Source organism: Neobacillus sp. KR4-4 (genome assembly GCF_042136325.1).
Lineage (GTDB): Bacteria > Bacillota > Bacilli > Bacillales > Cytobacillaceae > Neobacillus.
Genome location: NZ_JBHHJU010000020.1, coordinates 42,080 through 67,461 on the forward strand (window position 1 = coordinate 42,080; position 25,382 = coordinate 67,461).

Here is a 25,382-nt window from a genome sequence, read left to right on the forward strand (position 1 = left end):
TTGAAGAATAGCTACCAAAACTAGGAAAGAAGCGCAAGTATATTCACCTCCTCTCTATAACATTTTTATTTCTCCTTGTTTTATAGCAAGCAGCTTCACCTTAATAGAATTTTATTAATCTACTATTTTCTTTATAACTAAAACACATTTCTATGTGTCACAGATCTTTATGAATCACTTGGTTTTCTGTTCATTATTTCCAAATAAAGAAAGCTGCCAATGTTTGATCGGCAGCTTCAAGTTGTTATGTGGTAAAACCCTTTTGTGTTTTGATGTAAGACATCTGAAACTTCCTCAGCGGAAAGCTTTTTGACCAGAGTGATTTTCCTTATGGATTCCTCCATCATATTCGGATGGGTCACCTTCCCCGCAAACGGACCTTCAAATGGCCAAGGACCATCGGTTTCAACCATCATAAGCTCGAGAGGATAGACGCTGACAAGCTGCTGGATTTCTTGTTCATACACCACATCCGGGGTAATAGAAATATGATAGCCGTTTCGTATCATACGGTCTATTGTTTTCTGATCCCCTTTAAACCAATGAAAATGCGCTTTGGAAAAAGAATATTTTTCGAGAAGGTCACAAACGAGAGGTGCATCATCGTAAACAGCATGAAGAACAATCGGTTTGTCCCATATTTTCGCCTTCCTAATAAACACTTCTAATACTTCAAGATAAGGAGCATTCGAAATCCCCTGCTCTTGCCTTAAGTAGTATGGCAGTCCCACCTCTCCTACAGCAATCATTTCATTACGGTGGTCGTCTATCCAATTTAGCAGCATGTTCAGCTCGTTTTCAGAAGGCAATGTTTGTTCTGGATGGTAGCCAAATGCAGGTTTTACCTTTTGATATTTTTGTGAAAGCAAGAGGTTTCTTTTACTGGAATCCAAATGAAACGATACAGAAATCAAGGCCTCGATTTGGGCAGAATCCAATACTATCCGTTTGATTTCCTCATCCTGATAGTGATCCAAATGGATATGAGCGTCGATCATCTTCATTTGACTTCACCTACTAATTGGTAATATATATCCCTTTTGCATTGAATAAAGCTTTCATCCAGCAGAATCCCTTCGTGCCGCGGCCTATCAAAAGGAACCTCTATATTTGAAACGACCGTTGCTTGCTTACCAGACAGCATCATCACTCGATCGGATAGATACAGTGCTTCCTCAATATTGTGAGTAATAAAAAGAATCGTCCGTCGATGCGATTCCCACATGTCCATTAACCATTTCTGCATTTCAAACCGGGTTAGCTCATCTAAAGCGGAAAAAGGTTCATCAAGACAGATCACCTCTTGCGGGCTCAATAAGGCACGGATAAAAGCAGCTCGCTGCTTCATTCCTCCAGACAGCATGTGAGGATAGGCGTTTTCATAATCTGAGAGTCCGGCAATCGCCAGCATTTCTCGTGCTGCTTTTACGTCTTTTTTACCATGAAGCTCTTGGCCAAGAAGGACATTTTCAGAAATTGTCCTCCACGGGAAAAGAGAAGAAGTCTGAGGCATATAGCTAATAAAACCACGCTTGCCATTAATGCACTGGCCGTCTAATAGGATCTCCCCTTCATCTGGCGAAAGAATTCCTCCAATTAAATTGAAAATGGTGCTTTTTCCACTGCCTGAAGGACCAATAATAGAAACAAATTCATCTTTATTAATGGAAAAATCAAGGTCTTTCAGTACTTCATTTTGCCGGAAACGTTTCGAAACGTGTTGAAAACGAAGATAGCTCATTTTTTCTTATCCCCTTTCGGCTGCCAGCGAACCACTCTTTGTTCTATAAAAACGATGAAAAAGAAAAAAAAGAGGCTTAAGAACATGATCGTAAAAATGGCAACGAATACCCGATCCGTTCGAAAAGACGACGAGGCGAATGTCATAAAGACACCAATCCCTTGCTTGGCACCAAGCCATTCAGAAATAACGGCACCCATTACACTATACGTGGCAGAAACCTTAAAGCCTGAAAAAATCGAGGGCAGTGATGACGGCAGCTCCAATTTCCAAAAAAGCTGTGTTTTGGTTGCACCTGCCATTTTCATATAATGCTTCAACTCGGAAGGGGTTTGGCTAAATCCATCCAAAGCAGCGACTGTAATCGGAAAGAAACAAACAAGCATGATGACAATCATTTTGGGCAATAATCCAAACCCAAACCAAATGACCAACAGTGGAGCCAGAACGATAATGGGAACATTTTGCGATAAAATCAACAATGGATAGAAAGAATCCCTTAAAACAGGCACCAGATGGAATAAAATAGCGACCGCCAGTCCAATGAATGCTCCAACGACAAATCCAAATAGTGAAATTTTAACCGTTGAAAACACATCAGGATAAAAATCACGCCAACCGGCAATGGCCTCAATGAAAATCTTTGATGGCGGCGGAAGAAGCCATTCCGGCACTTCTGCTATTTTAACAACAATCTCCCAAATGACAAACAAAAGGAGGAGAACCAAAATCGGTCTCCACCCTTTTCCAAGATTCTTCTTCATCATCGATATTTCTCCGTTAAGTCATCCATGGCAATGCCAGATGGCTGATAAAGGATTTTCACTTGAGAAATGACATTTTTACTTCCCATTTCAATCATTCGTTCATTCATTTTTGAAATCACCGTAAATAATTCGTGGAGTTCGCCTTCCATGGTTGTTTCTAACGGGTGTACCTCATATTTCACACCAGATTCAGCAATGACTTTAATCGCTTCATCGACGTATGGAATGACGTCTTCTCCATCCTTTGTTTTCGGGATGATTTGAATGCTGATTAATGAATTCGCCATATTTTTCTACCCCCTACTGTTTTGGTAAAAATTCATTTGTAAATGCTTTTTTCGCATCTAATTTCTTATCTAGAAGTTTATTCTCATACATCCATTGGGCATAATTTTCCCAAATCTCTTGCTTTTGAATTCCCCATTCCTTTGCATCATCCTGATATTTCGGAGACAACCATTCTTGACTCTTCTTTACCAGCTTTGGATCTAAATCCGGTGCTGCTTTAATCAGGATATCTGCAGCTTGATCAGGGTTTTTAATGGCAAATTCATACCCCTTGGCAGCGGCATTTACGAATGCCTTAACCGTTTCTGGGTTCTCTTCAATCATCTTTTCGTTTGTTTCTAAAACAGGTGTATAGTAGTCCAGTTTGTCAGAGTAATCTGTTAAGTAAACCATATTAATTTTTTCATTACGAAGCTCTGCTTCTACACCAGTCCACCCATAGTAAATCCAAGCGAAATCGATGTCTCGTTTCACAGCCGTAAAAAAGTCGGTATCCCCCATGTTCACGATTTTCACCTTATTGGCATCAGCGTTTTCCTTTTTCATTAGAGAAGTGATGACAGATTTTTCGACTGGCGATCCCCATCCACCGTATGTTTTTCCTTCAAAATCCTTCGGAGATTGAATCTGTTTGCCAGCTGGTGAAGCGAATCCTGATGTATTGTGCTGAATCACTGCAGCGATCGATACGAGCGGTACCCCTTGTATCCGTGCCTGGGTAATCGCTTCTTGGTAACCTACACCAAACTGCGCCTTGCCAGAAGCGACTAGTTGGTCAGCACCAGTCTCACCCGGCATGATAATATCCACATCCAAGCCTTCTTTTTTAAAGAATCCTTTTTCTTTTGCTACATATAATCCAGTATGATTGGTATTTGGCGTCCAATCCAGTACAACCGAGACCTTTTTAAGCGGCTGTTTTTTTTCTTTTGTGTTTTCTGTTTCTTTTTTGCTGCTGCATCCAGTCACTAGAAGGACTGAAAGGAGTAGTACTAGCCATTTCTTCATGTTGTATCCCCCCATATGTAAAATAAAATCTAAAGTGAAACAAATGAAATAGAGCGAAACCTTAGTGTTGGTTAGAAGGCAAAAACTTGCTTAAACAAAATAAAGCACTCAGGCAAAGAACCTGAGTGCATATCAGCAAACAATTAATTGTTTAAGAATATGTTCCCTCCGCCGGTATCAACCAGATCAGGTTCCAAGGGTCATAAGTCTCACGGACTAAATCTCAACCGGCAACACCGGTTCCCCCACATTTCATCGTATTTCAGTTATTATTTTACTATTATATCAGTCAAGGCAGTCAATGCCAACTTATTTAATGTATTTATGCTTCTTTACAGCTGCCTTCCCTTTACAGTATACGTATGAACCTACTTCAAATTGGCAATGGCCTGTATCCAATCCTTACAACTAATACAAAAAAGATGCCCCATTCCAATGGAACATCTTTTTCTATTGAACCTTATCCTATTTGCTCCTCTGTCCCTGATTCTTCAGAAGTCACATCCTCAATGGAAACAAACTCCTCCGACATTGGACGAAGTTTCTTGGATATCGCATGCTCCTGAAGGCAAAGACCTTCCGCCAGATGACGCTTTACAATTGTGTTTCCCACTTCAGGGGTTACATTTTTATACCAAGTCCCGGACGGATAGACGATGGCAACGGGAGCGTCCTTACATCTCCCATTGCAACTCGTTCTTGTTGTATGTATGTGTGAATCTAAGTTTAAATTTGGTCACCTCAGAAGAGCGATCTTGTCTGGCTTTTTTTAATAAGAATATTGACTCCTCTGTCATGACGCCAGTATAATGCATCATCTTGTTATTCACCGCTTCATTCACGGCAAAAATGTAGTCATTTATAGCTATGGCTTTTAAAGTGTCATGCCTTCTATCTTGTTTGACTGCCCTCCAAAAGTCTGACTTTTCCCTGAGGATTGAGAAGGTTATGAAACAAATTCTTAAATGACTCTAGAAGAAGGTCTCATCATCTTCTGGAAAAAAAGTAGAATTTTAAAATGGTCTACAATACAAAAAGAAGCACACGTTCACGTTCCATGTACTTCCTTTAGTAATATGGTTGAATTCGTTGCGTTCAGGTTAGGCTACAAAAACCATCTAGACTGTTGGACTTTTCCCCAAGCATATTTACCTGCATTGAGGAGGAAGTAGACAACCCTTGAGCAGAAGGAGGAGCCGCCATTCCAGGGGAGCCCTTTCCTATAGCGAATCCAATCGTGAATGTGCCAGGGAGTTAATAGGTCAAATTTATACATGTCCCAAATCTTGCATTTCCTTTTCTTTGAATCTGCCGCATCAAGTATACTGTTGACCGCTCGGCGGGCCGCCTCATTTGCCGCTTCCATCGACGCCAGATCCGTATTTGTACGCACATAATCGGAAGCCAGGAAGAGATTGGGGATCTTTGTAAAAGCATAGGGTCTTAAGCTCCACGCAAAAACTTTGTTTATAAGCAAAGGCTCACTATTGATCATTTTGCCGGAATCGTCGAATTGAATGCCCGGATCCAAAAACCAAGAGTGAACATCCTCATCCCGGAGCAGTACTTCTTCGTGATTTAAGGCTTGTTTCAGCTGTGCCCATACTTCCTCTTTAATTTCTTCTTTCGTGCATTCGATTGCCTTTTTTCCTAAAAGCATGCCTGGTTGGTTCCATTCCGAAATATCAACCGAAATAATGCCCCTAACCTGGCCATCCCCATAGTCTTGAAGATCCTTTCCGTTCCAAAATTGCTTTTGTGAAATGGCCGTAATCGCCCACGGAGAATCCATAATGATCAGATGGCCGTATACAATGGGCACATCCCGTTTCATAAAGAACTGGAGCCCGTTCATCCAATCAACATCTTTGGCAAGCCTCTTCAATCCTATCAACGCCGGATCCGCCCTAAGCATTTCAGAGGAAACTAGTGGGGCCATGGCTTCCACCGGGAGAGTGCTTACGTAAAAGTCTGCATTGACATACTCGTCCTTTCCTGCCCTATTGATATGGACACCCGTGATTTTGCCTTCATTGAGGTGAAAGCCGCATACGGTTGCATTGGTATAATACCTAACTCCTTTTTGTTTCAAATAGCTGATCCATGGATCGATCCACACTTCATTGGTCGGTCCGTTCAGGACTCGGTCCGAATCATTAGTCGGCGTAAGGATACCGATAAGGAGTTGGGAAAGAACCATACCGAAGGTCTTGGCGCTTGCTTCTGTAGATTTTGCTGCAACCAATGAGCGGGAAATGGAAGCAAACACTTCATGGAAGTTCTTCGATTGGTTATCTCCATCCAGATAATCCCACCAGCTAATCCTTTCATATTCATCCATGATTCGTTCCCTGCAGCTCGTCATCACCTGCCAAAGCCGCTCCGTAAAGAAAATCACTTCATTCTCAGTAAGTCCCCAATCCGAATCGAACAATGCTTTCAAGTTCTTTTTGATGCCGGTCATCGATTTCGGAATGGAAGTGGAGATGGCGACTAGTTCATGATCAAAGCGGGCAAGTCCCATCTCCCGAGCCGTAACTAATTGATTATAAACACTTTGCTTTTGGTCATAAGGGATTCGTTTCATCGTATCAATGATATGGCGATAAAAACCGGGAAAGCAACGGAATCCGTGTTCTCCAGGTAGATTTTTTCTGCCGCCCGTACCTGAATGGGGAACTGGAATCGAGCGTGCTTTTCCACCCGGAATTGTTTTACATTCGTATACCGTTACGTCAAACCCTCTTTCTACCAGTTCATGTGCAGCACTAAGGCCAGCCACCCCTCCTCCCATGATGGCCACTTTCTTCATGAACTCACCTTCCTTGCATAGTGGATTAGAGTAATCCAATATATGCAACAGGAGTTGGAGGTGATTGGACATTCAGTAAGATGAAACCAGAGAGTTGTATTGTTCTCTTTTCACCCAATCACTACATTGGTTGGGTGACTGGACGTTGGCGATGGCTTCGGTGGGAAGAATTCGATAACCTTAAGCTAATTACATAGTTTTCTATATGAGACATACAATCATAAAAGTTCAATATACCCTTCTGTACCGTTCACCCGGATCCTCTGCCCGTCTTTTATTTCCTTCGTGGCGTTTTCCACTCCAACAACGGCCGGAAGACCGTATTCGCGCGCAATGACGGATCCGTGGGTCATCAGTCCGCCTACTTCCGTCACCAAGCCTTTAACAGCTACAAACAGCGGTGTCCAGCTGGGATCCGTGAATGTGGTTACGAGAATATCCCCATCCTCTAAGTGCGTTTCCTCCATTTTCAATATGACACGTGCGCGGCCCTCGATTATGCCGGAAGATACGGGGGTTCCCGCCAAGGCGCCTAGAGGGATACCATCAGTGTTATATGCACCAGTTACGACCTCGCCCTCGGACGTCATCACCCTTGGTGGTGCCAACTTCTCAAAAACTTGATAATCCCTTTTTCTCTCATTAATCATCATGTAATCCAAATGGTTGGTTCGAACGGTATCATAAAGCTCCTCAAAGGTTAAATAGTAGATGTCCTCTTTTTCTCGGATGACCCCGTTTTGAACAAGTAGAGCAGCCTCCATCATCAGCGCCTGCTTGTAGAGATCAAAACGTCTAATGTAAGCGTACTTGGGATATTCACGGTAGCCGATAAAATTGCGCAAAACGCTGATCATCTTCTCTGTCATTTTTGCCTTTCGTTTGCCATCGGGCAATTGCTCCAATCGTTTCAGAAGATCCTGTCCCTTCTGGTCTGCCTCCCTCTTGCCTTGCTCAAATTTAACTTTGCTGGAATGAGGAGGAAAATTCTTTATATTGCTTAGAATCATGGGGATCAGTGCGGTGGGCTGTTCTCTCCAACGGGTCCTTGTGATATCAATCTCTCCTGAACAGCGCATTCCGTATTTTGTAAGGTACCCTCTCAAAGCGCTAATAATTGCCCGCCCTCCTTCCAATTCAGCTAGGTCCTCGAAAAAGGTGTCATGACGGGCATGTTGTAAAACTTCCATCGCGTCAGGATATGGCCGAACGATGTCCGATACATCCATGAGTGCAAAACCCATTTCAGATGTAACGTTGTTTGCCACCGATTGGGAAAGTGTGTCGGCTGCGTTCCTTTCCCCCAACCATCTTTCCATTTTTTTATTGATCCAGTCCCATGCTAATACCCCAACCATAATGACTCCTAATCCTCTAGGATCATAAAAGAGTTCTTTTAATTTCTTAAGGTCTTTCCTAATGAAAGTAAACAGTTCTTCTCCCGAAAAGGTTGTAATCCGTTCCTGCAGTTCCGTTATGGATGCCTCGTTTAGAGTGATGAGTTCCTGAGTGATCATGGGGTCGTTTTTTCGGTAGATGTTGATTATGTGTAAGGGAAGTGTCCAGGATAGTCCTTCAGTGCCAAATTTGAATACTCTCTTTCCCCGTGGCAATGAACTCTTAAAATCCTTTCTGTTCATGATGCTTAAAATGGCATTCTTAAAGAGAGGGTCATTCTTGCCCATTGCAACAGGAAGGATTCTTCGGCCAACGGGAGACGCCAGGTCGTAAGTGAGGTCAAGAAACAGTCTCCCACCTGCTTTTCGAAGTGGGAATCCATCGAATAGATTCATTAAAAAGGACATACCCAATGGTCTTATGGCATCTGTCATCATTTGTTGATGGCCAAACGACAAGTAAACCCTGTTCTGCCCATGGGTGTCTTCCGGAATTGGAAATAAGGTTGTGATGGGGCGGCTTTGCACGATATATAAGGCCTCTTCAGTAAGGTACCATTCAATGTCCTGCGGGCAGGAAAAATACGCCTCAATCTTTCTTCCTACTTGCTCCAGCTGTAAAATCTGCGAATCTGTAAGGGTTTGCCGATTCTGTTGGTCCCACTCGATCTCTTTTTCCTCTATACCGCCCTCTTTTAATGCCTGAATGGCTAGTTTCTTGGCAGAGACCGTCTTTTCAACAATGGTTCCATCTCGAACCTTATAGTTATCGGCATTCACTAAACCAGAGACAAGGGCTTCCCCAAGTCCAAAGCTAGCATCAATAGATATCACTTTGCGGTTGGATGTAACAGGGTCGGCCGTAAACAACATCCCTGAAGCTTTTGGGAAAATCATCCTTTGGATCACGACAGACAAGTAGACATTAAGGTGGTCGAATCCGTTCCGGATGCGGTAGATCACCGCTCTATCTGTAAACAGGGAGGCCCAGCACTTGCGGATATGACGAAGAATTTCTTCTTTTCCTTTGATGTTTAAAAACGTATCTTGCTGCCCTGCGAAGGACGCATGAGGCAAATCCTCGGCAGTGGCACTGGAACGAACCGCGTAGGCCCACTCCTCGCCAAACTCTGACAGGTACTGAATAATCTCTGTTTCTATATCCAGGGGTATTTCCACTTTCTCGATAAGGCTGCGGATCTTTTCACTAATTACACTGATTTCTTCCCTGTCATCGGCTCTTAGCTGATAGAGTTGATTCAGAAGGTAGTCAAATTGTCTGTTATCGCTGATAATTTTTTTGTAGGCTTCTGTAGTAATACAAAAGCCTTCTGGCACCCGAATTCCCTCAATTCTCGACAGTTCTCCAAGGTTTTTCCCTTTGCCCCCAACAGCCATAAGCTGCTTATGGTCAATTTCTCGAAAACCTAGCACGTAGGCATTCATGGCACACCCTCCCCCAAAAATGATGGCTTCTTTTATTTTATTGAGGGTATCGCAAATGTGCCCCTTGCATTCGAATTATTTAACGATTATGGCTCCTTAAAATAACCCAGATTGCCAATGTTAAATATACGTCGCCATACGAAGTGACTAAGTGATTACTTTTCAAACAAAAACGATACCCTTTATTGGGTACCGCCACATCGGACAATTTTATAGGATTGATTTATGATTAATTCCTCCTCTATGCGGGAACTGAAATTTTGAGTTTTTTATTAAGCATAAGAAATGCCTGTCCTAAATAGCAGGGACAGGCATTGTATATGCATTAACGTTAACGGTATCGTTCTTCTTTAAATGGATTAGCTGTCATCGAATAGCCTAACTCCTCCCAAAAACCGGCCTCGTCATCTTTCATAAATTCTATCCCTGAAACCCATTTGGAACCTTTCCAGAGATAAAATACTTCTGGTGGAATAAATCTTAGTGGATAACCATGTTTTGGATCGATATCCTGCCAATCATGTGCGTTATCCTTCCAACGGTAGACAAACAAAGAATCGTCCCCCAATAAAGGCTCGAGCGGCAGGTTAGCAGAATAACCGAAGTTGTCTCCATTGTAATAACCGTAAATTTTAATGTATTTTACCTCTTCATTTATTTCAACGAAATTTAATAACTCTCTAAGGGCAATGCCTTCAAAGGTGGTATCAAACTTAGACCAGGTGGTAACACAATGCATGTTAACGGTTGAAATGGTCTTCGGAAGATCCATGATTTCTTTATAAGATAAAAACTTTTCTTCTTTTACCTCACCAAAGAGTCTGAAATTCCATGTGGTTTCATTAAACTCGGGAACATCCCCTTGATGCAGTATTGGCCATTTTTCGGTTTCGAATTGTCCAGGTGGAAGCTGTTTGTCCATCATACACCATCCCTTTTCACTTTTAAAAATTGGCTTGGTTATCACTGAATTTGGATTTCACTGTGTTTGAAAAATAAACGAAAAAATTCCGTTTAAATTGGGAAATACATCTATATCCTAAAAAATAAAGGAAGTTTTTCCGTTTATACCTTCCAAATCTTTGGATAGTGTCTTATGTAGAGCTGTTAATCGGAATATCTCCGGTTATATCTGCTTCTTAAGCTTCCTCAAAATACATTAGACGGAAATTCTCCGCCTATACATTCTCATACCTACAGAGCAAAGAATAATAACAGAGCCTAATAGGTTTTCCAGCCGTAATTTGAGATCATTCCTCCTCTTTCAAATGCTCAACAAACCGTCCTAGCAAATCGCTTAATACCCCAATTTCTTGATCATTGTAAATATCATACGTCTGGGCATTAAATTCATTTCGTAACGATTTTAATTGCTCATACACACGGATACCTTCTTGAGTTATTTTTACCCGAGTTCGTCTTTTATCTTCAGAGTCTTGAAATAAAGTAACTAAATTTGATTGCTGCAGCAGATTACAGCATTTCTTCTTTTAATTCACCGATGGAGATGTCTCCTCTATCCTTCACACAAGAAGGTCATGGAGCATCAAAAGCAAGTCCAACAATAAGCAGAGAGCCGCCATTTCTTGGCGGCTTTCTTTCTATCTTACAAGTCTCTTGTTCTTGAATTTTGGATGGTATTTATTTTCCAGCAGTATTTTTTGTAAAATCAGGAAAAATACCCTATTAATAGTATGAGGTAAATGGTATAATTTACCTGGTTTTGCCACTTTATTACTAGGGGGTCCTTTATGACTTGGTTTACCAAATGGGCGTTACGGAACAAGGCGGCATTAGCTTTCGCTGTGTTTGCCTCTATGATTTTTGGTATTTTTAGTTACACCACGATTCCAATGGAACTGATGCCGTCTGCCGATCAGCCTTACGTGACCATTTCAGTGGTTGGAAACGGCATGGATGCTGTAAGTATGGATGAACAGGTAACACAGCCGATTGAAAAAGCATTAAATGGCGTCAGAGGAAAACAAAATGTCGCAGCGCAAACAGGAAATAACTTCACGCAGATGACCGTCACCTTTGAATCTGACATTAATGTGAAAGAAGCCAAACAGCAAATTCAAGAAAGAATTTCAATGGTTAATCTCCCCACTGGAGTCATGAAACCTTACGTCGTCAACCTGAACACATCTGAAATACCGATTGTTGAACTAGGTCTTACCTTTGACAAGGAAATTAGCAATCATGAGCTAAATCTCGTAGAAAACGAGATTATGCCGATGTTCCAAGACCTAAAAGGTGTCGGCAATGTCATCACCAACGGCGGGAACAATCAACAAGTGCTAATCAAAGTCGATCCAGTCAAACTCGCAGCCGCACAATACCCGCTTGAAAAGCTCTACACTCTTCTTCAAGGAAAAAATGCATCGGTGGCAGTGGGCGAACAAACCCTAAACAACGAAGCAACAAGTATCATCGTAACAGGAAAATTAGAATCCGTTGATGACCTCAAAAATATTCAGTTAAATAATAAGACAAAACTGCAAGATGTCGCTGAAATAACCATGCAAAAAGATACCGCAAGCATCACCCATTTGAACGGGAAGAATTTTATCGACGTCGTAATTCAGAAGGATTCGACCTCCAATGCGGTAACCCTCGGGAAACAAGTAGAAGATGCGGTTAAACAAATTAACAAAGACTATGAGGGAACACTACAAGCTACTATTTTTATGAATTTAGGGAATACCGTTCTTGATTCAATTAACTCGATGACTAGAGAAGTATTGACCGGAGCATTATTTGCGACTCTTATTATCTGGTTATTCCTTCGCAGTTTCCGAATGACCCTGATCACGATTGTCAGCATTCCACTTTCTCTTTGTATTACAATGATTTTACTCTCATTTTTTGGCGTTACGTTAAACATCCTCACCCTTGGAGGGATTGCGGTATCAGTCGGACGACTGGTGGATGATAGTATTGTTGTCGTTGAAAATATTTATCGAAGAAAGAAAGATCATGAACTAACCCCTGCCTTTCTTATCGAAGCTGTTAAAGAAGTGGGCGCAGCCATTACGTCCTCCACCCTTACAACGGTGGCCGTATTTCTCCCAATGATGATTGTTTCGGGAGGTTTAAGAGACCTGGTTGCCCCGTTTGCGATTACGATCACTTGTTCACTCCTAGCTTCATTGCTGGTTTCGCTGACAGTCGTACCAGTACTCAGCGGCCGTATGATGAAAAAGGTAAAGGTAAGAGAACACAAGACAAATTCGTTCTACCCCACTGTGTTGAAATGGTCGCTTAACCATAAATGGCTTCCTATCATACTAGTAGTTCTGGTGGTGGCCGGGTCAGTTGGGCTGTTTGTTAGCATGCCTAAAGGGTCTGTCGATCAGAAAGATTCCGCCTACATAGCCATCAGTCTTCGCTATCATAACGGAACCCCATTAAGCGAAATAAATGACGGGATTTCGAAAATGGAGAGCATTCTTGCAGATAAAGAAGGGGTAAAGAACCGTATAGCGATAGCAGGAGTCAATGAAGGTGCTGCGCAGTATGGAAATTTACAAGATGCAAACGTGGTTCAATTTATGGTTTTCCCAAAAGAAGGGACCGATTCCGCCAAATTTGTAAAAGACATTCGAAAAACAAAAGATCAATTCCCAAGTGTGGAGCTGACTGCAGACACTGCTGGTTTGTTGGGAGTAAATAAAACGACAGTTTCAGTGGATATCATTGGCAAAAATGAAGCTGACATAAAAAAAGCTGCTAATCTCGTCAAGAAAGAAATTAGTACCATTGATGGCGTACAAAAAGTCGAAAGTAACGATCAAAATACAAAGCCAACCGTTACAATTACGGTGGATTCAAAATTATCCAACGCACAGGAAATCTCTCAGTCGATTCATGCCATGATTCAGCCTGCTGCGATTGGAAGCATTAAAATAGATGGTCGGTCCACTACGGTTAAATTAGGAGCCCTCAAAGAAATTCAAACGGTAAATGATTTAAAAGATTTGCAGCTAATGACACCCAATGGACCAGTTCCTCTCTCAAGGATTGCTAAGATAGAAGAGAGTAAGGAACCAGGTACCATCTATTCAAAAGACGGTCATCATTATCTTCAAGTAAATGCTTTTGTGGATTCAGATAAAATGGTGGACGTAGCGGGCGAAATTCAAAAACAGATCGCTGGATGGGACAAAAATAATACATTTGGCAAAGAAACAAGTGCAGAAATCACTGGTTCTGCCATGCAGTCATCGGATGATTTAGTAGAACTGGGTAAACTAGCAATGTTCTCGATTGGTATTGTGTTTATGATTTTGTTGGTTACTTTAAAGTCGTTCCGTGCAAGCATTGCTATTCTGATTTCTCTGCCACTTGCAGCTATAGGTTCACTTTTAGGGTTGGTGATCACTCAATCTAGCATTAATATCTCTTCTGGGATTGGAATGTTGATGCTAGTTGGAATTGTTGTTACAAATGCGATTGTGCTGGTTGATCGAATCCGTCATAATGAGGAGAGTATGAGTATTCGCGAGGCGATTATGGAAGCGGGAAAGGTACGTTTAAGACCAATTCTGATGACAGCACTTGCTACTGTATTTGCGATGCTTCCGCTTCTGGTTGCACATGAATCCGCGATGAGTTTAAATCTTGTTTCAAAGGGACTTGCGGTGGTCGTCATTTTTGGTCTCATCGTATCCACCCTTTTAACACTGATTGTGATTCCAACCTTCTATGAATTATTTCATTTCCGCAAAGCAAAAAAACAAAGGCTGCATGGTATCCACGTATCAGATACGTTTGACCAATAATATGGAAAAAAGGCGATGACACATCTATCTGTCATCGCCCTTTCTTTTTTACTTCTTAAGAAGTTCTAAAAACGAACAAATCGTTAAGATCCCTTTGTCAAAGTTTTCCAAGTTAAAGTGTTCATTCGGAGCATGAAGATTCTCATCTGGCAATCCGAATCCCATTAAGACAACAGGGGCATTTAGAGAATGGTTGAAATCCGATACAATTGGAATCGAACCCCCTTCTCTTTTGTATACTGGTGCTCTTCCATAAACCGTTTCATACGCTTCGGCCGCTTTTTGAATCATCGGGCTGTCGATCGGCGTTAGGAATGGATTCCCCGTATCTTGAAGAGACACTGTTACGGTGCAGCCTTTTGGCGCATGTTCTTCTAGATGTTTTTTGATCAATCCCTGAATCTTTTCAGGGTTTTGATTGTGGACGAGACGGCAAGTGATTTTGGCATGTGCCTCGTTCGGGATGACTGTTTTTGTTCCTTCCCCCTGAAATCCTCCCCATAATCCGTTGATTTCTATGGTTGGCCGGGAGCTGATTTTCTCAGGGTATGGGAAATTGTTTTCCCCTCCGGTTAAATCGGTTAACCCTAATGATTTTTTTAGCTTTTCTTCATCAAATCCTAACGCTTTAATTTGTTCCTTTTCAAAATCTGTAAGAAGAACAACATCATCATAAAAATGATCTACATTTACTTTTCCGTTTTCATCATGAAGGGTCGAAAGGAGCTGGACTAATAAATGGTTGGCGTTCTGGACTCCCCCGCCAAACATGCCCGAGTGCAAATCTGAATTGGCAGTTTTTAGGGAAAATTCCAGTGCACAAAGACCTCTTAACGAATAAGTGATGGCAGGAACGCCTCTATCCCACATATCTGAGTCAGAAATAACGACTACATCACAAGATAATTTCTCTTTATTTTCGGATAAGTATGGCGGAAGATGAGGACTTCCGATTTCTTCTTCTCCTTCGATGCAAAACTTAACGTTTACCGGTAATTTACCTTCTGTTTTCAAAAGTGTTTCCACTGCTTTGATATGTAAGAATGTCTGCCCTTTGTCGTCGGTTGCCCCTCTGGCAAAGATCTTTTCATCACGAATCGTTGGTTCAAACGGAGGCGTTTCCCATAAATGAAGAGGATCAACCGGCTGCACGTCATAATGGCCGTACACTAAGACAGTTGGGGCGTTCTCCTGGTGAAGCCAGTCCGCATAGACAATTGGATGGCCTTTTGTCTGGATGATTTCCACATGTTCCATTCCGATGCTTTCTAATTTATTAGCAATCCATGAAGCTGCTTTTTGGATGTCCTCTTTATGCTCGGATAAGGAACTGACGCTTGGAATTCGGAGCAATTCTTTTAATTCCTCAACATTCTGATCATGTTCGTTAGATAATAACTCAGATAATTGACTCATATTATCACCTTTTCTAGTTTATTTCCCCTTCTTATTATATATATAAAGTCATGATTGGCATCAAGTAATACAACTCGGATAACACCTATCACGTCAAAAAATAAAGACCCCACTCGAAGTCTCCACCTCACCTTTTATATTACCCCGCAAAAGCTGGAAAACTCTTTTTAATATGTTTTAATAAAATTGCCAGCCCATAAAAAAGTCTTATTGTGGTTTAATAAAAATATAAAAATAATCCCCAAGCTAAAACTCCAGCAATAAATACTAAAAACCATCGTTTTGAATACGTTATTCCTAAAATTGCTGCTACGCAAAAGAAAGGAATAATAATAATAAACATCCAAATCGACCACAAACTTAAAATCGTTGAAATGATAGAAAGAAAGAGAGCGATCCAGATATATTTCGTATTTTTCTTCTTAATGCCAAGCGTAACAATCATTAAACTTACAATAATTGACATATAAAAAGCAACGCTTAGAAACATCGCATTTTTCCTTCCTTATGGCAGCTTAATTTGAAATGAAACCAGTTTACTATTTACCTATATTTTCTTTTCCTTTTTGATATTTCCACTCCATATGTTTACTACAATTAGAAAAATAAGAGCTGTTCCAGATGTAGAATAAAGAATATTCCAAGATATATCGGGAACGATATTCAACCTGGATATAAACATTGGAACAAGAAAAAAAGCTAAACCAAAACTTTTTAATAACAAAACCTTCTTACGCAATTTTGCTCCCCCTAAAATTTATCAATAACGAACAATAATTATTCGAATATTTAATCCACAAAAAGGCACCTTCTTTTTTAAGAAAAGCGCCCGATGTTGAACAGTGAAATATGTGAAAGATTACTCTGCAAATAGTTCTAATGAATTTGACTATCACACCTGTTTCTACGGCTTGGAGAGGAAGGCCGCTGGATTATGGTGCTTTAGGACCAATCAACGCCACCCCAAGAGGATTGCAACTTTCGCAACAGAACAATTTGGCCGATATGATAGGTATCGTGCATCATGATATGACTAAGTAAACGCTCGATAGAATATCTGTTAGCTGCATATGGAGCTTTTAACTTTTCATCGTCAAGATCCGCAATCACCGTTTTTAATTTATTCATGACTTCATTAAGGCGCTGCACTGTCTGGGCCCACCCAATTTCGTCTTCTGGATCCCCCGGTTTTCCAAAGGTCTCTTCATTGTTTTCTGCCTTTTGCTGATTCTCTGTACCTTTAATTCGATGGATTACGTCTTCATTCCAAAATATCAAGTGATTAACAATCTGCCAAATTGAATTGCTGATTCCCGAACTTGTCCATGCTGCCTCAGCTGCGATGACTCCATGAAGCACTTGATCCATGGATGCAAACCAATCATTCTCATGCCAATGCATGTCGTGTTGGTCTAAAAACATTTGGGTTACAACTTGCATTCAACCAATCTCCTCACTGTTTAGTTTCATCATTCAAATCATTTATTTTGAAAATTCAACAAAATCATGATCCTTATGATTTATTCGGCTCATCCTACTTTTATTCCTTCATCATTTCAAATAAAGTACACAATAGGGCAGACGTTTTTATTTCAAATGATCAACGAGCCGATTGAGTAATTCACTTAAAACCACTATCTCTTGATCATTGTATATATGATAAGACTGGGCATTAAAATCATTCCGTAACGATTTCAATTGCTCATACACACGAATCCCTTCCTCTGTTATTTTTACTCGTGTACGTCTTTTATCTTCAGGGTCTTGGAAAAGCGTAACTAAATTGGATTGCTGCAGACGATTGATCATCCCGGTCATATTTTGTTTCGTTACAAGCAATTCTTCTTTAAGGTCCCCAATGGATATTTCTCCCCTATTTATGATCGTCCTTAGAATCACCCATTGTTGTATGCTGCTCAGTCCAACTTCAGCGACCATCTTAGCTCCATGTCTGCTTAGGAGATTAGATAATCTAAAGATATCTAACGTTATATTCGTTTTTACTTCTTCCATACAAACCTCCGCGTTTCGATATTATTGACTATCTTAAGGTAGTCAATTAATATAGTCAAGTTATTGACTATTTTACAAAGTTAACTTAAACTAATTTAGTCAACAACTTGACAAAATAAAGAAATTTTCCATTTTTTATTTCATTATTTTTAAAATAAAGGAGAAAAAACATGTCAAAAACAACAACGAATCGTAAAATGGTTACGGTTGCGATGCTGGTAGCGATACTATTAGTCGCCATTGACGTCACGGTTGTCAGTACCGCCATGCCGCAAATTGTCAGTGACCTCAGCGGGTTAAAATTAATCAGCTGGGTATTTGCCATCTACACTCTTACCACTTCTGTCACGACACCTATTTACGGGAAATTGGCTGATTTATTCGGCCGAAAAAAAGTTTTTATCTTCGGGGTAATTTTGTTTGTAGTTGGCTCGATGTTGTCGGGTGCTGCCCAAACGATGAATCAATTAATTTGGTTCCGTGCTTTTCAAGGAATTGGTGCTGGTGCGGTTATGCCGTTAACCTTTACGATTATTGGCGACCTTTTTCCTGGTGAACAACGAGCCAAAATGCAGGGAGTCTTTAGTTCGGTCTGGGGAATTGCCGGTCTTCTTGGACCATTAGTAGGCGGATTCTTTGTGGACCAAATCAGTTGGCGTTGGATTTTCTATATTAATTTGCCGATCGGTTTAGTCTCGCTCGTGTTAATAACCGTGTTCTTCCACGAAACTGTTGAATTGAAAAAGGACCGTAAAATTGATTATTTAGGAGCTATCACTTTTACCATCGGGATTTCCACTCTATTATATGCACTATTAAATGCAGGCCCGGGGCAAAAATATGCATGGAATTCGACAGCTATTTATATCCTATTTGCTGTTTCCGTCATCTTTATTGTGTTGTTCGGTTATATCGAAACCAAAGTGAAGGAACCGATGCTTCCTCCATCCCTTTTCAAGATTCCTGTCATTCTTGTTTCAAATCACATCGGTTTTCTATCTAGTGCGGTCTTAATTGGAGTGAATGTATATTTGCCAATGTGGATTCAAACGATTCTTGGCCACAGTGCGACGAGCTCAGGACTGACACTTATGCCAATGTCGATTGCCTGGCCTTTGGGTGCAACTTTTGCCGGTCGGTATATGTATAAAATTGGCTCAAAGTTTACAGCCATTCTTGGTGCTGTTTTGATTGCCCTAGGTGGAACATGGCTGCTTGCTGTGGAACTTGACTCCCCGTATTGGTATTTTGTAGGAATTATGATTGTGATCGGTCTGGGCATGGGTTACGCGACCACCCCAACCACCGTTCTCGTTCAATCAGCGGTTGGCTGGCAAATGCGTGGAGCCGCAACCGCATCAAACAGCTTTACTAAGTCCATTGGCCAAACGGTTGGGGTTGCTATATTTGGAACTATTTTTAACAACTCATTGATTACGTTTGGAAAAGAACATGCAGGGGGAAGTTGGAGTGGAGGAGACAATATTAGTAATCTCTTAAGCTCAGACACCCTTCATCAGCCGCCTGCGAAAGTCATGACGATGATCCAGGAGGCGCTCGCCCATGGGATGCACCTTGTATTTATCCTCGTGTTTTTTATTGGGATCGCGAACCTCCTTTGTACTCTCTTCCTTCCTTCACACAAGAAGGTAATGGAACATCAAAAGCAAGTCCAACACTAAACGTGAAGCCGCCAATTTGGCGGCTTTTACTTCTTACATAGGCAAAATTTTGGATGGTTTTAACTAACCGACTTTTCAAATCAATAACCCGCTCCATTCGCTTACATCACATTGACCATATTCATTATTACCCACTGCTACCACCGTGCCATCCGATTTTAAGCCGATGGTATGGGCACAACCCGCCGCGATTGCCACAATCTCACGCCATTCACTAACATTACATTGGCCAAACTTATTCCAACCCACAGCCGACACCGTACCATCCGATTTTAGGCCAACGGTATGATTACTACCCACCGCGATTGCCACAATACCTCCCCATCCGCTTACATCACATTGGTCATGTTTATTCAAACCGACAGCCGTCACAGTCCCATCCGATTTAAGACCAATGGTATGTAGATATCCCGCCGCGACCGCCACAATATCGCACCAGTTCCTTACACCACATTGGCGATACCGATTGTTACCCACAGCTTTCACTGTTCCGTCCCATTTAAGACCGATCGTATGCCAGTCACCCGCCGCGACCGCCACAATATCACGCCAACCGCTTAGATCACATTGGCCATATTTATTATCACCCACAGCCGACACCGTACCATCCGATTTAAGCCCTACAGTATGACGCCGACCCGCAGCTATGGTACCTTTAGGCCACGGTTTCAGCTTTAACACCCCTTCTTTCGGTGAAATGTAATCCATGTTTTACCTCCTAATAAAAATCCATGCAATAAAAGGATCAATCACCACATACAATGCAGAAATAAACCAGTTGTTTGTGTAATAAATCCGCTAAAAATTAAGGAACCTACTTTAGTCCATGAAAGTATTTTAAAATATATTTTTATGAAAAAACAGTCGCTCGCAAACAACAAGTATGATATGGTATGATGAAAAAAAGCAATGTTAACTCGACGTTTTTTATAGTTAACATCTATTAACTAGGAGGAGAATGATGTTTAATCTACGAGGCCATCATCTTTTTTGCCTGTTGGGCTATCGGGGAATGGGCTATTCAGAAGAATACGTAAAAAATATGACTCGATTGCATCAAACCTTGAGAAATAACCCAAAGACGTTAATTCAGATTGTTAAGGGTCCCGATCAATTGTGTGAAAAATACCCCAACTCTGGTCAATACCACTGCCAGGACGACAATATTTATGAAAGAGATCAAGTTATTTTAGATAAAATTGGACTTAAAGTCGGAGAAGTTCTGAACTGGGAGGACATTGAATCATGCATCAGAAAGTTTGTCGTCCCCTCCGATATTCAAATTGTGTGTAAAACTTGTTCCTGGCGTGCCTATGGAGTTTGTGAGGAAGGTATTCGAGAGATTCATGAATGGAAGGGTTTAAGGGAAGTTACATAAGCCCCTCCGTCTTTAGATTCTTCATTAGCCTCTACTTAAACTTAATTTAATCTATACACTGAGTTTACAAGACTTTAATATTCAGATGTTATGATTGGATTAACAACGAATGAGGAGGCAATCTAAATGAATGTGCGTGCAATGTTTATTGATATGGATGGTACTCTACTAAAAGCCTCAAATAACATTTCCAGCCGAAATAAGGAAGCCGTTAATACGCTCATGAATCAGGGGGTCAAGGTGTTTCTGGCTACTGGTCGACACTATGAAGTAACAGCTCCTTACCATAAAGAACTTGGATTACGAACACCGATGATTTGTTTGAATGGTGCCGCTATTCACGATGCAGATTCAGGAAAAACAATACAAATGAAAACCGTCCGACTGAACGATGAACGATTCCACCATGTGACAGCTGAAAGTGCTTGGAATGTTATTATCCATACAGCAAATGGGGTTTATTGCAAGAAGGCAAATGAAGAAATTGATTATTGGACACAAGTGGGGCGGATTCCGCCACATTATATTGGAGATTTAAGACAGGCAACTTATCAAGATGTACTTAAATATAGTGTTCGAACAGGTACACCTTGTCCAAACATTTCCGCTTTGTTTAACAAGGAAGCAGAAGTCATCAATTGGAATGACGGGTTTGAATTGCTTGCACCTTATGTTTCGAAATGGTCTGCTTTAAAAAGCCTCCTTCGTGAATATCGAATCAGTCCTAATGAAGTTGTCGCTATTGGAGACGGACCCAATGATATCGAGATGCTTCGTCATGTAGGTACTGGTGTAGCCATGGGGAACGCAAGTGAAAAGGTTAAAGCGGCGGCTGATTTTATTACAGGACACCACGAAAATGATGGATTAGCTCAGTTTATCGAACAATATCTTCTTAAATCAAAACAATCCTATGCGATCTAAAGTTGTTTTATATCTACTATAAATTGCACCGATTATCAAAAAGCTCCAAACCGATTGAACATGGTTTGGAGCTTTATTTTACATTATTTTGACAGTGCATGTTTAGTCATTGAGGTAGTTACCTGGCTTAAAATTACTGCTGCGATTCCCTGGATGATCGTTTTCACGATGACTTGCCCAAGAATAGCTGCTGGCACGGCTTCCCATGGTAAGAAGTTGGCTCCAAGCGGGCTAAGGCCAATGATGACAAAGATCACCGAATCCAATAAGCCCCCGACGATTCCACTATAAAAAACTCTCCAGCTCATCGGCAGTTTCAATCTTGAATAAATCTCTGTATCTGTTGTTTCTGCCACAGCAAACGAGAGAGCCGAAGCTAAGACGATAATCAGTGTATCCCCTAAAATGAATGATACAACCGCAGAAAGGAATAAAGCTGTTCCTATGAAAATATAAGTCTTCTTTCTTCCATATTTATTTTGAACCAAGTCTCGAAAGATAAACGTGGCTCCGATAAATAAGGTACCCATTGGGACAATAAATACCCCCATCTGCAATGGGGCAAAAGCTGCCGTAACCACGTTCGCCGTTACGATGGAAATTAAATATAATATGATTCTCATTCTTTCCCTACTCTCTTTCTAACCTCTTACACGCCTCGCTTATTTCCCCAAAGCAAGGCATGCAATTGCGGCAATACTTTAACATCATTCAACGCTGGGTCTAAAACAACACAATCAACTAACCACTCATATTTATTCAGAAGTTTTTGAATCAATTCATTGTTATTCATATTCGTAATATCATCATTACCCACCTGAAGGTAAAAAGGAATCTCTGGGTAACGATGATGAACCTTTTTCGCATATTCAAGATCGTCTTCATCAAAGATGACGACTTTCAAACTCACTTGATGTTTAAAATCATTGTCGTTTAAATTTTGAAAAATAGAATCTAAGATTTCAAAATTGGTGATCATATTGGAACTTGGCGGTTTCGGTGAAATCGTTAGTTCATCAATGTTTAAGAACCAGTCTTGCCATCTACTCCCTTGTGTTTCGATCCCAATCTTGATGTCTTTTTCTTTTAGTAAATCAATCAACCCATCTAAATTCTTCAGCAGTGCTGGATTTCCCCCGGAGATCGTCACAAACGAGAAATTATCACCGCCAACGCTTGTTAATTCAGCCCAAATTTCTTCCGCGGTCATTTGCTGAATATCTTCTTTGGCGCTGCCGTCCCATGTAAAAGCAGAATCACACCAGCTGCAAGAATAATCACAGCCGGCGGTCCTTACAAACATTGTTTTTTGACCAATGACCATCCCTTCTCCTTGGATGGTGGGGCCAAAAATTTCTAGAACAGGAATCTTGCTCATTCCTCCATCCACTCCCTTCGCGCTTCAGCATAGCTAGTCGGAGTTTCAAAGAGACGGACAAATTCCACTCTTGCTCCATGATAATGTTCCTTCCGCTCTTCTGTTTCTAATGCTTCCTTCATTTTCTCGTAAATCCAAACCACCATATTTTCTGCGGTCGTATTCATCGATGGAAGGGTTTCATTCAAATATTGATGATCAAGGAATATCTCGATTTCATTTTTCCAAATCTCTTTAATATCGCCAAAGTCAATCATTAGGCCGCGATTATCAACAAAACCGCTGATTCCAAAAATAACCCTGTACGTGTGACCGTGCAAATTTTTGCATTTCCCTTCATAACAATGCAGATGATGCGAAGCATCGAAGGTAAACTCTTTGCTTACTAGTACACGTTTTTGATGATATTTTAATTGATGTGGATGAATGTCCTCATTTATTTTTTGAAGTTTATCAACGATACGAAAACCCATCGTTAAAACCTCCCATTTAAAAAGTCTTCAAGCCCTCTTTTTCGTAACACACAGGCTGGGCATTCGCCGCATCCATCCGCAATCACACCGTTGTAGCAAGTTAATGTTTTTTCACGAACAAACTCTAATGCGCCCAATTCATCCGCTAGTGCCCATGTTTGTGCTTTGTTGATCCACATTAACGGGGTATGAATGACAAAGTTATCGTCCATCGAAAGATTTAACGTAACATTCAATGATTTAATAAAAATATCACGGCAGTCTGGGTAACCGCTGAAATCTGTTTCACAAACACCTGTGACTAAATGCTTCGCTCCAACTTGACGAGCTAAAACACCTGCAAAAGTTAGGAATAATAGGTTTCGACCTGGCACAAATGTGGAGGGAAGTTCCCCTTCACCGCCATCAGTCACTTCAATATCTGAACGCGTTAACGCATTAGGGGCTAATTGATTAAGTAAGGCCATATCTAAAATATGATGTTTTACACCAAGCTCATTGGCTATATTTTTGGCACATTCAATTTCTAAACTATGCCTTTGATTGTAATCAAACGTAACGACTTCTACTTCTTTAAATTGTTTTAAGGCCCAAAATAAACAAGTGGTGCTGTCTTGGCCACCACTAAATACCACAATGGCCTTCTCATTTTTCAACATTTCTCACTATACTTCCTTTCAAATAGAAAAAACAGTACCCCAAGATAGAAGTACTGCTTCATCTTAGTTTTTTTAATGAGGGGGGCTAGAACCTCGGTTGCATACATGCAATGATATATTTCTATGACTAAATGATTATAAACTATAATTTTAATTTTTTCACCTATTTGTCGACAAATTTTGCATCCTTTTCTTTACAAAACTACAGCAGCATGCATCTTATTGAGCTGTAACTGTTTAAAAACTAAGTAAAAAACCATATTTTCAATTGCTTCTTCTTTTTGATTTCACCCATTCAGCTAATGAATGTTATGCTTTTTGAAATTTCCGCCCTTCACCTCTGCTACGTCATATACGGTAACAAAGGATTTTGGATCCAGTTCATTGATGATTTCTTTTAATTTTGTTTCTTCTAAGCGGTTAATGACACAGGTGATTTCTTTAAATTTTTCATGGGAAAAGCCGCCATAAGCTTCTTTATACGTTGCACTTCGGCCTAAACGATCGCGGATGGTCTCTACCATTATTTCAGGCTGAGTGGTGATAATATTGAAGGTTTTAGAGCCGCTTAACCCTTCTTCTACAATGTGAATCACTTTCGAAGCAATAAAGTAAGCAATGGCCGATAGAATCGCCCCTTGTAAACCAAATGCGATGCCAACGAAAATAAATACAAATATGTTTAAGAAAAGAATGAGGTCACTGGTACCAAACGGTAATTTTCGAGATAGGAGAACGGCCAGCATATCAATTCCATCCAATGCACCGCCATTCCTTAAGGCTAACCCCATCCCAAATCCAAGGATAATACCGCCAACCACTGTCACTAACAATGTATCTCCCTCAATAATAGCAGGGGTATGGTGCAAGAGACTGGTTCCAACCGCTAGGGAGGCAATCCCGATAATCGAAAATAACGCGAAACTTTTTCCAATTTGCTTATATCCTAACCAGATAAAGGGAATGTTGATCACAGCAATGAGAACACCTAATGGTAAATCAAATAATTCTGAACCTACGATACTAAGACCCGTCACTCCTCCATCAGATACGTGGTTTGGAATGAGAACCGTTTCTAGTCCATAGGCAGCGATTAATCCCCCGATAATGACCATTAATCCGCGCAGAATAAATTTTAGTTTATTAGTTTTATGTATGTTGTTTGTAGGCATATATTTCCTCTCTTCCCTTTTCTGTTCATCTGTATCTCTGACTT

Annotated in this window: 25 protein-coding genes, 1 pseudogene and 1 riboswitch; of the genes and pseudogenes, 4 read left to right on the top strand and 22 right to left on the bottom strand. The window is 40.8% G+C overall.

Annotated elements, in window-relative coordinates:
• Positions 1-236: 236 nt before the first annotated feature.
• From ACE198_RS18650 to ACE198_RS18700, 11 genes and pseudogenes are all read right to left on the bottom strand, one after another.
• Complete coding sequence (locus ACE198_RS18650) at positions 237-1,004, bottom strand: TatD family hydrolase (protein WP_375376642.1); 768 nt, start codon at positions 1,002-1,004, stop codon at positions 237-239.
• A complete protein-coding gene (locus tag ACE198_RS18655) occupies positions 1,001-1,741 on the bottom strand; it encodes an ABC transporter ATP-binding protein (RefSeq protein ID WP_375376643.1) in 741 nt (246 codons plus the stop codon). Before ACE198_RS18655 ends, ACE198_RS18650 begins: the two co-directional genes overlap by 4 nt.
• On the bottom strand, positions 1,738-2,505 hold the full coding sequence (locus ACE198_RS18660) for an ABC transporter permease (RefSeq protein WP_375376691.1): 768 nt from the start codon (positions 2,503-2,505) through the stop codon (positions 1,738-1,740). Before ACE198_RS18660 ends, ACE198_RS18655 begins: the two co-directional genes overlap by 4 nt.
• On the bottom strand, positions 2,505-2,795 hold the full coding sequence (locus tag ACE198_RS18665) for a thiamine-binding protein (protein ID WP_098574141.1): 291 nt from the start codon (positions 2,793-2,795) through the stop codon (positions 2,505-2,507). Before ACE198_RS18665 ends, ACE198_RS18660 begins: the two co-directional genes overlap by 1 nt.
• A gap of 13 nt (positions 2,796-2,808) precedes the next feature.
• Positions 2,809-3,804, bottom strand: a complete 996-nt coding sequence (locus ACE198_RS18670; protein WP_098574139.1) for an ABC transporter substrate-binding protein — start codon at positions 3,802-3,804, stop codon at positions 2,809-2,811.
• A gap of 146 nt (positions 3,805-3,950) precedes the next feature.
• Positions 3,951-4,061: riboswitch (TPP riboswitch) on the bottom strand.
• A 203-nt stretch (positions 4,062-4,264) separates the two neighbouring features.
• On the bottom strand, positions 4,265-4,417 hold the full coding sequence (locus ACE198_RS18675) for a hypothetical protein (protein ID WP_375376644.1): 153 nt from the start codon (positions 4,415-4,417) through the stop codon (positions 4,265-4,267).
• Positions 4,418-4,583: 166 nt separating this feature from the next.
• Positions 4,584-4,742, bottom strand: a pseudogene (locus tag ACE198_RS18680) (transcriptional regulator); the annotation flags it as partial.
• 167 nt (positions 4,743-4,909) lie between these two features.
• Complete coding sequence (locus tag ACE198_RS18685) at positions 4,910-6,616, bottom strand: hydroxysqualene dehydroxylase (RefSeq protein WP_375376645.1); 1,707 nt, start codon at positions 6,614-6,616, stop codon at positions 4,910-4,912.
• A 218-nt stretch (positions 6,617-6,834) separates the two neighbouring features.
• On the bottom strand, positions 6,835-9,459 hold the full coding sequence (ppsA, locus tag ACE198_RS18690) for a phosphoenolpyruvate synthase (RefSeq protein ID WP_375376646.1): 2,625 nt from the start codon (positions 9,457-9,459) through the stop codon (positions 6,835-6,837).
• Positions 9,460-9,790: 331 nt separating this feature from the next.
• On the bottom strand, positions 9,791-10,381 hold the full coding sequence (locus ACE198_RS18695; protein WP_251462958.1) for a molybdopterin-dependent oxidoreductase: 591 nt from the start codon (positions 10,379-10,381) through the stop codon (positions 9,791-9,793).
• Between the two features lie 328 nt (positions 10,382-10,709).
• Complete coding sequence (locus ACE198_RS18700; protein ID WP_285851460.1) at positions 10,710-10,841, bottom strand: hypothetical protein; 132 nt, start codon at positions 10,839-10,841, stop codon at positions 10,710-10,712.
• Between the two features lie 369 nt (positions 10,842-11,210).
• On the opposite strand from ACE198_RS18700, the gene ACE198_RS18705 reads away from it, so the two are divergent.
• A complete protein-coding gene (locus ACE198_RS18705; RefSeq protein ID WP_375376647.1) occupies positions 11,211-14,243 on the top strand; it encodes an efflux RND transporter permease subunit in 3,033 nt (1,010 codons plus the stop codon).
• 48 nt (positions 14,244-14,291) lie between these two features.
• On the opposite strand, the gene ACE198_RS18710 is transcribed toward ACE198_RS18705, so the two are convergent.
• The 5 genes from ACE198_RS18710 to ACE198_RS18730 all read right to left on the bottom strand — a co-directional run bounded on the left by ACE198_RS18710 (position 14,292) and on the right by ACE198_RS18730 (position 17,672).
• Positions 14,292-15,659 (bottom strand): dipeptidase, encoded by a 1,368-nt coding sequence (locus ACE198_RS18710; RefSeq protein ID WP_375376648.1) that lies wholly within the window; start codon positions 15,657-15,659, stop codon positions 14,292-14,294.
• Positions 15,660-15,876: 217 nt separating this feature from the next.
• Complete coding sequence (locus ACE198_RS18715; RefSeq protein ID WP_375376649.1) at positions 15,877-16,149, bottom strand: hypothetical protein; 273 nt, start codon at positions 16,147-16,149, stop codon at positions 15,877-15,879.
• 57 nt (positions 16,150-16,206) lie between these two features.
• A complete protein-coding gene (locus ACE198_RS18720; RefSeq protein ID WP_375376650.1) occupies positions 16,207-16,398 on the bottom strand; it encodes a hypothetical protein in 192 nt (63 codons plus the stop codon).
• A 203-nt stretch (positions 16,399-16,601) separates the two neighbouring features.
• Complete coding sequence (locus ACE198_RS18725) at positions 16,602-17,099, bottom strand: DinB family protein (protein ID WP_375376651.1); 498 nt, start codon at positions 17,097-17,099, stop codon at positions 16,602-16,604.
• Between the two features lie 147 nt (positions 17,100-17,246).
• On the bottom strand, positions 17,247-17,672 hold the full coding sequence (locus tag ACE198_RS18730; protein ID WP_098576594.1) for a MarR family winged helix-turn-helix transcriptional regulator: 426 nt from the start codon (positions 17,670-17,672) through the stop codon (positions 17,247-17,249).
• Positions 17,673-17,842: 170 nt separating this feature from the next.
• Between ACE198_RS18730 and ACE198_RS18735 the strand changes: the two genes are divergently transcribed.
• A complete protein-coding gene (locus ACE198_RS18735) occupies positions 17,843-19,354 on the top strand; it encodes an MDR family MFS transporter (RefSeq protein ID WP_375376652.1) in 1,512 nt (503 codons plus the stop codon).
• A gap of 75 nt (positions 19,355-19,429) precedes the next feature.
• On the opposite strand, the gene ACE198_RS18740 is transcribed toward ACE198_RS18735, so the two are convergent.
• Positions 19,430-20,062 (bottom strand): RCC1 domain-containing protein, encoded by a 633-nt coding sequence (locus ACE198_RS18740; protein ID WP_375376653.1) that lies wholly within the window; start codon positions 20,060-20,062, stop codon positions 19,430-19,432.
• A gap of 253 nt (positions 20,063-20,315) precedes the next feature.
• On the opposite strand from ACE198_RS18740, the gene ACE198_RS18745 reads away from it, so the two are divergent.
• Complete coding sequence (locus ACE198_RS18745) at positions 20,316-20,732, top strand: DUF1284 domain-containing protein (protein ID WP_375376654.1); 417 nt, start codon at positions 20,316-20,318, stop codon at positions 20,730-20,732.
• Between the two features lie 126 nt (positions 20,733-20,858).
• Positions 20,859-21,656 (top strand): HAD family hydrolase, encoded by a 798-nt coding sequence (locus tag ACE198_RS18750; RefSeq protein WP_375376655.1) that lies wholly within the window; start codon positions 20,859-20,861, stop codon positions 21,654-21,656.
• Between the two features lie 83 nt (positions 21,657-21,739).
• On the opposite strand, the gene ACE198_RS18755 is transcribed toward ACE198_RS18750, so the two are convergent.
• The 5 genes from ACE198_RS18755 to ACE198_RS18775 form a co-directional block, all read right to left on the bottom strand.
• Complete coding sequence (locus tag ACE198_RS18755) at positions 21,740-22,279, bottom strand: VUT family protein (protein WP_375376656.1); 540 nt, start codon at positions 22,277-22,279, stop codon at positions 21,740-21,742.
• Positions 22,280-22,305: 26 nt separating this feature from the next.
• Positions 22,306-23,034, bottom strand: a complete 729-nt coding sequence (queE, locus tag ACE198_RS18760; protein ID WP_375376657.1) for a 7-carboxy-7-deazaguanine synthase QueE — start codon at positions 23,032-23,034, stop codon at positions 22,306-22,308.
• Positions 23,031-23,507 carry a 6-carboxytetrahydropterin synthase QueD gene (gene queD, locus ACE198_RS18765; protein WP_375376658.1) on the bottom strand — a complete coding sequence of 159 codons (477 nt, stop codon included), beginning with the start codon at positions 23,505-23,507 and terminating at the stop codon, positions 23,031-23,033. Before queD ends, queE begins: the two co-directional genes overlap by 4 nt.
• A 2-nt stretch (positions 23,508-23,509) precedes the next feature.
• On the bottom strand, positions 23,510-24,163 hold the full coding sequence (gene queC / locus ACE198_RS18770; RefSeq protein ID WP_098576612.1) for a 7-cyano-7-deazaguanine synthase QueC: 654 nt from the start codon (positions 24,161-24,163) through the stop codon (positions 23,510-23,512).
• A gap of 302 nt (positions 24,164-24,465) precedes the next feature.
• Entirely contained in the window at positions 24,466-25,338 is an 873-nt protein-coding gene (locus tag ACE198_RS18775) for a YitT family protein (protein ID WP_375376659.1), read from the bottom strand.
• Between the last annotated feature and the right edge of the window lie 44 nt (positions 25,339-25,382).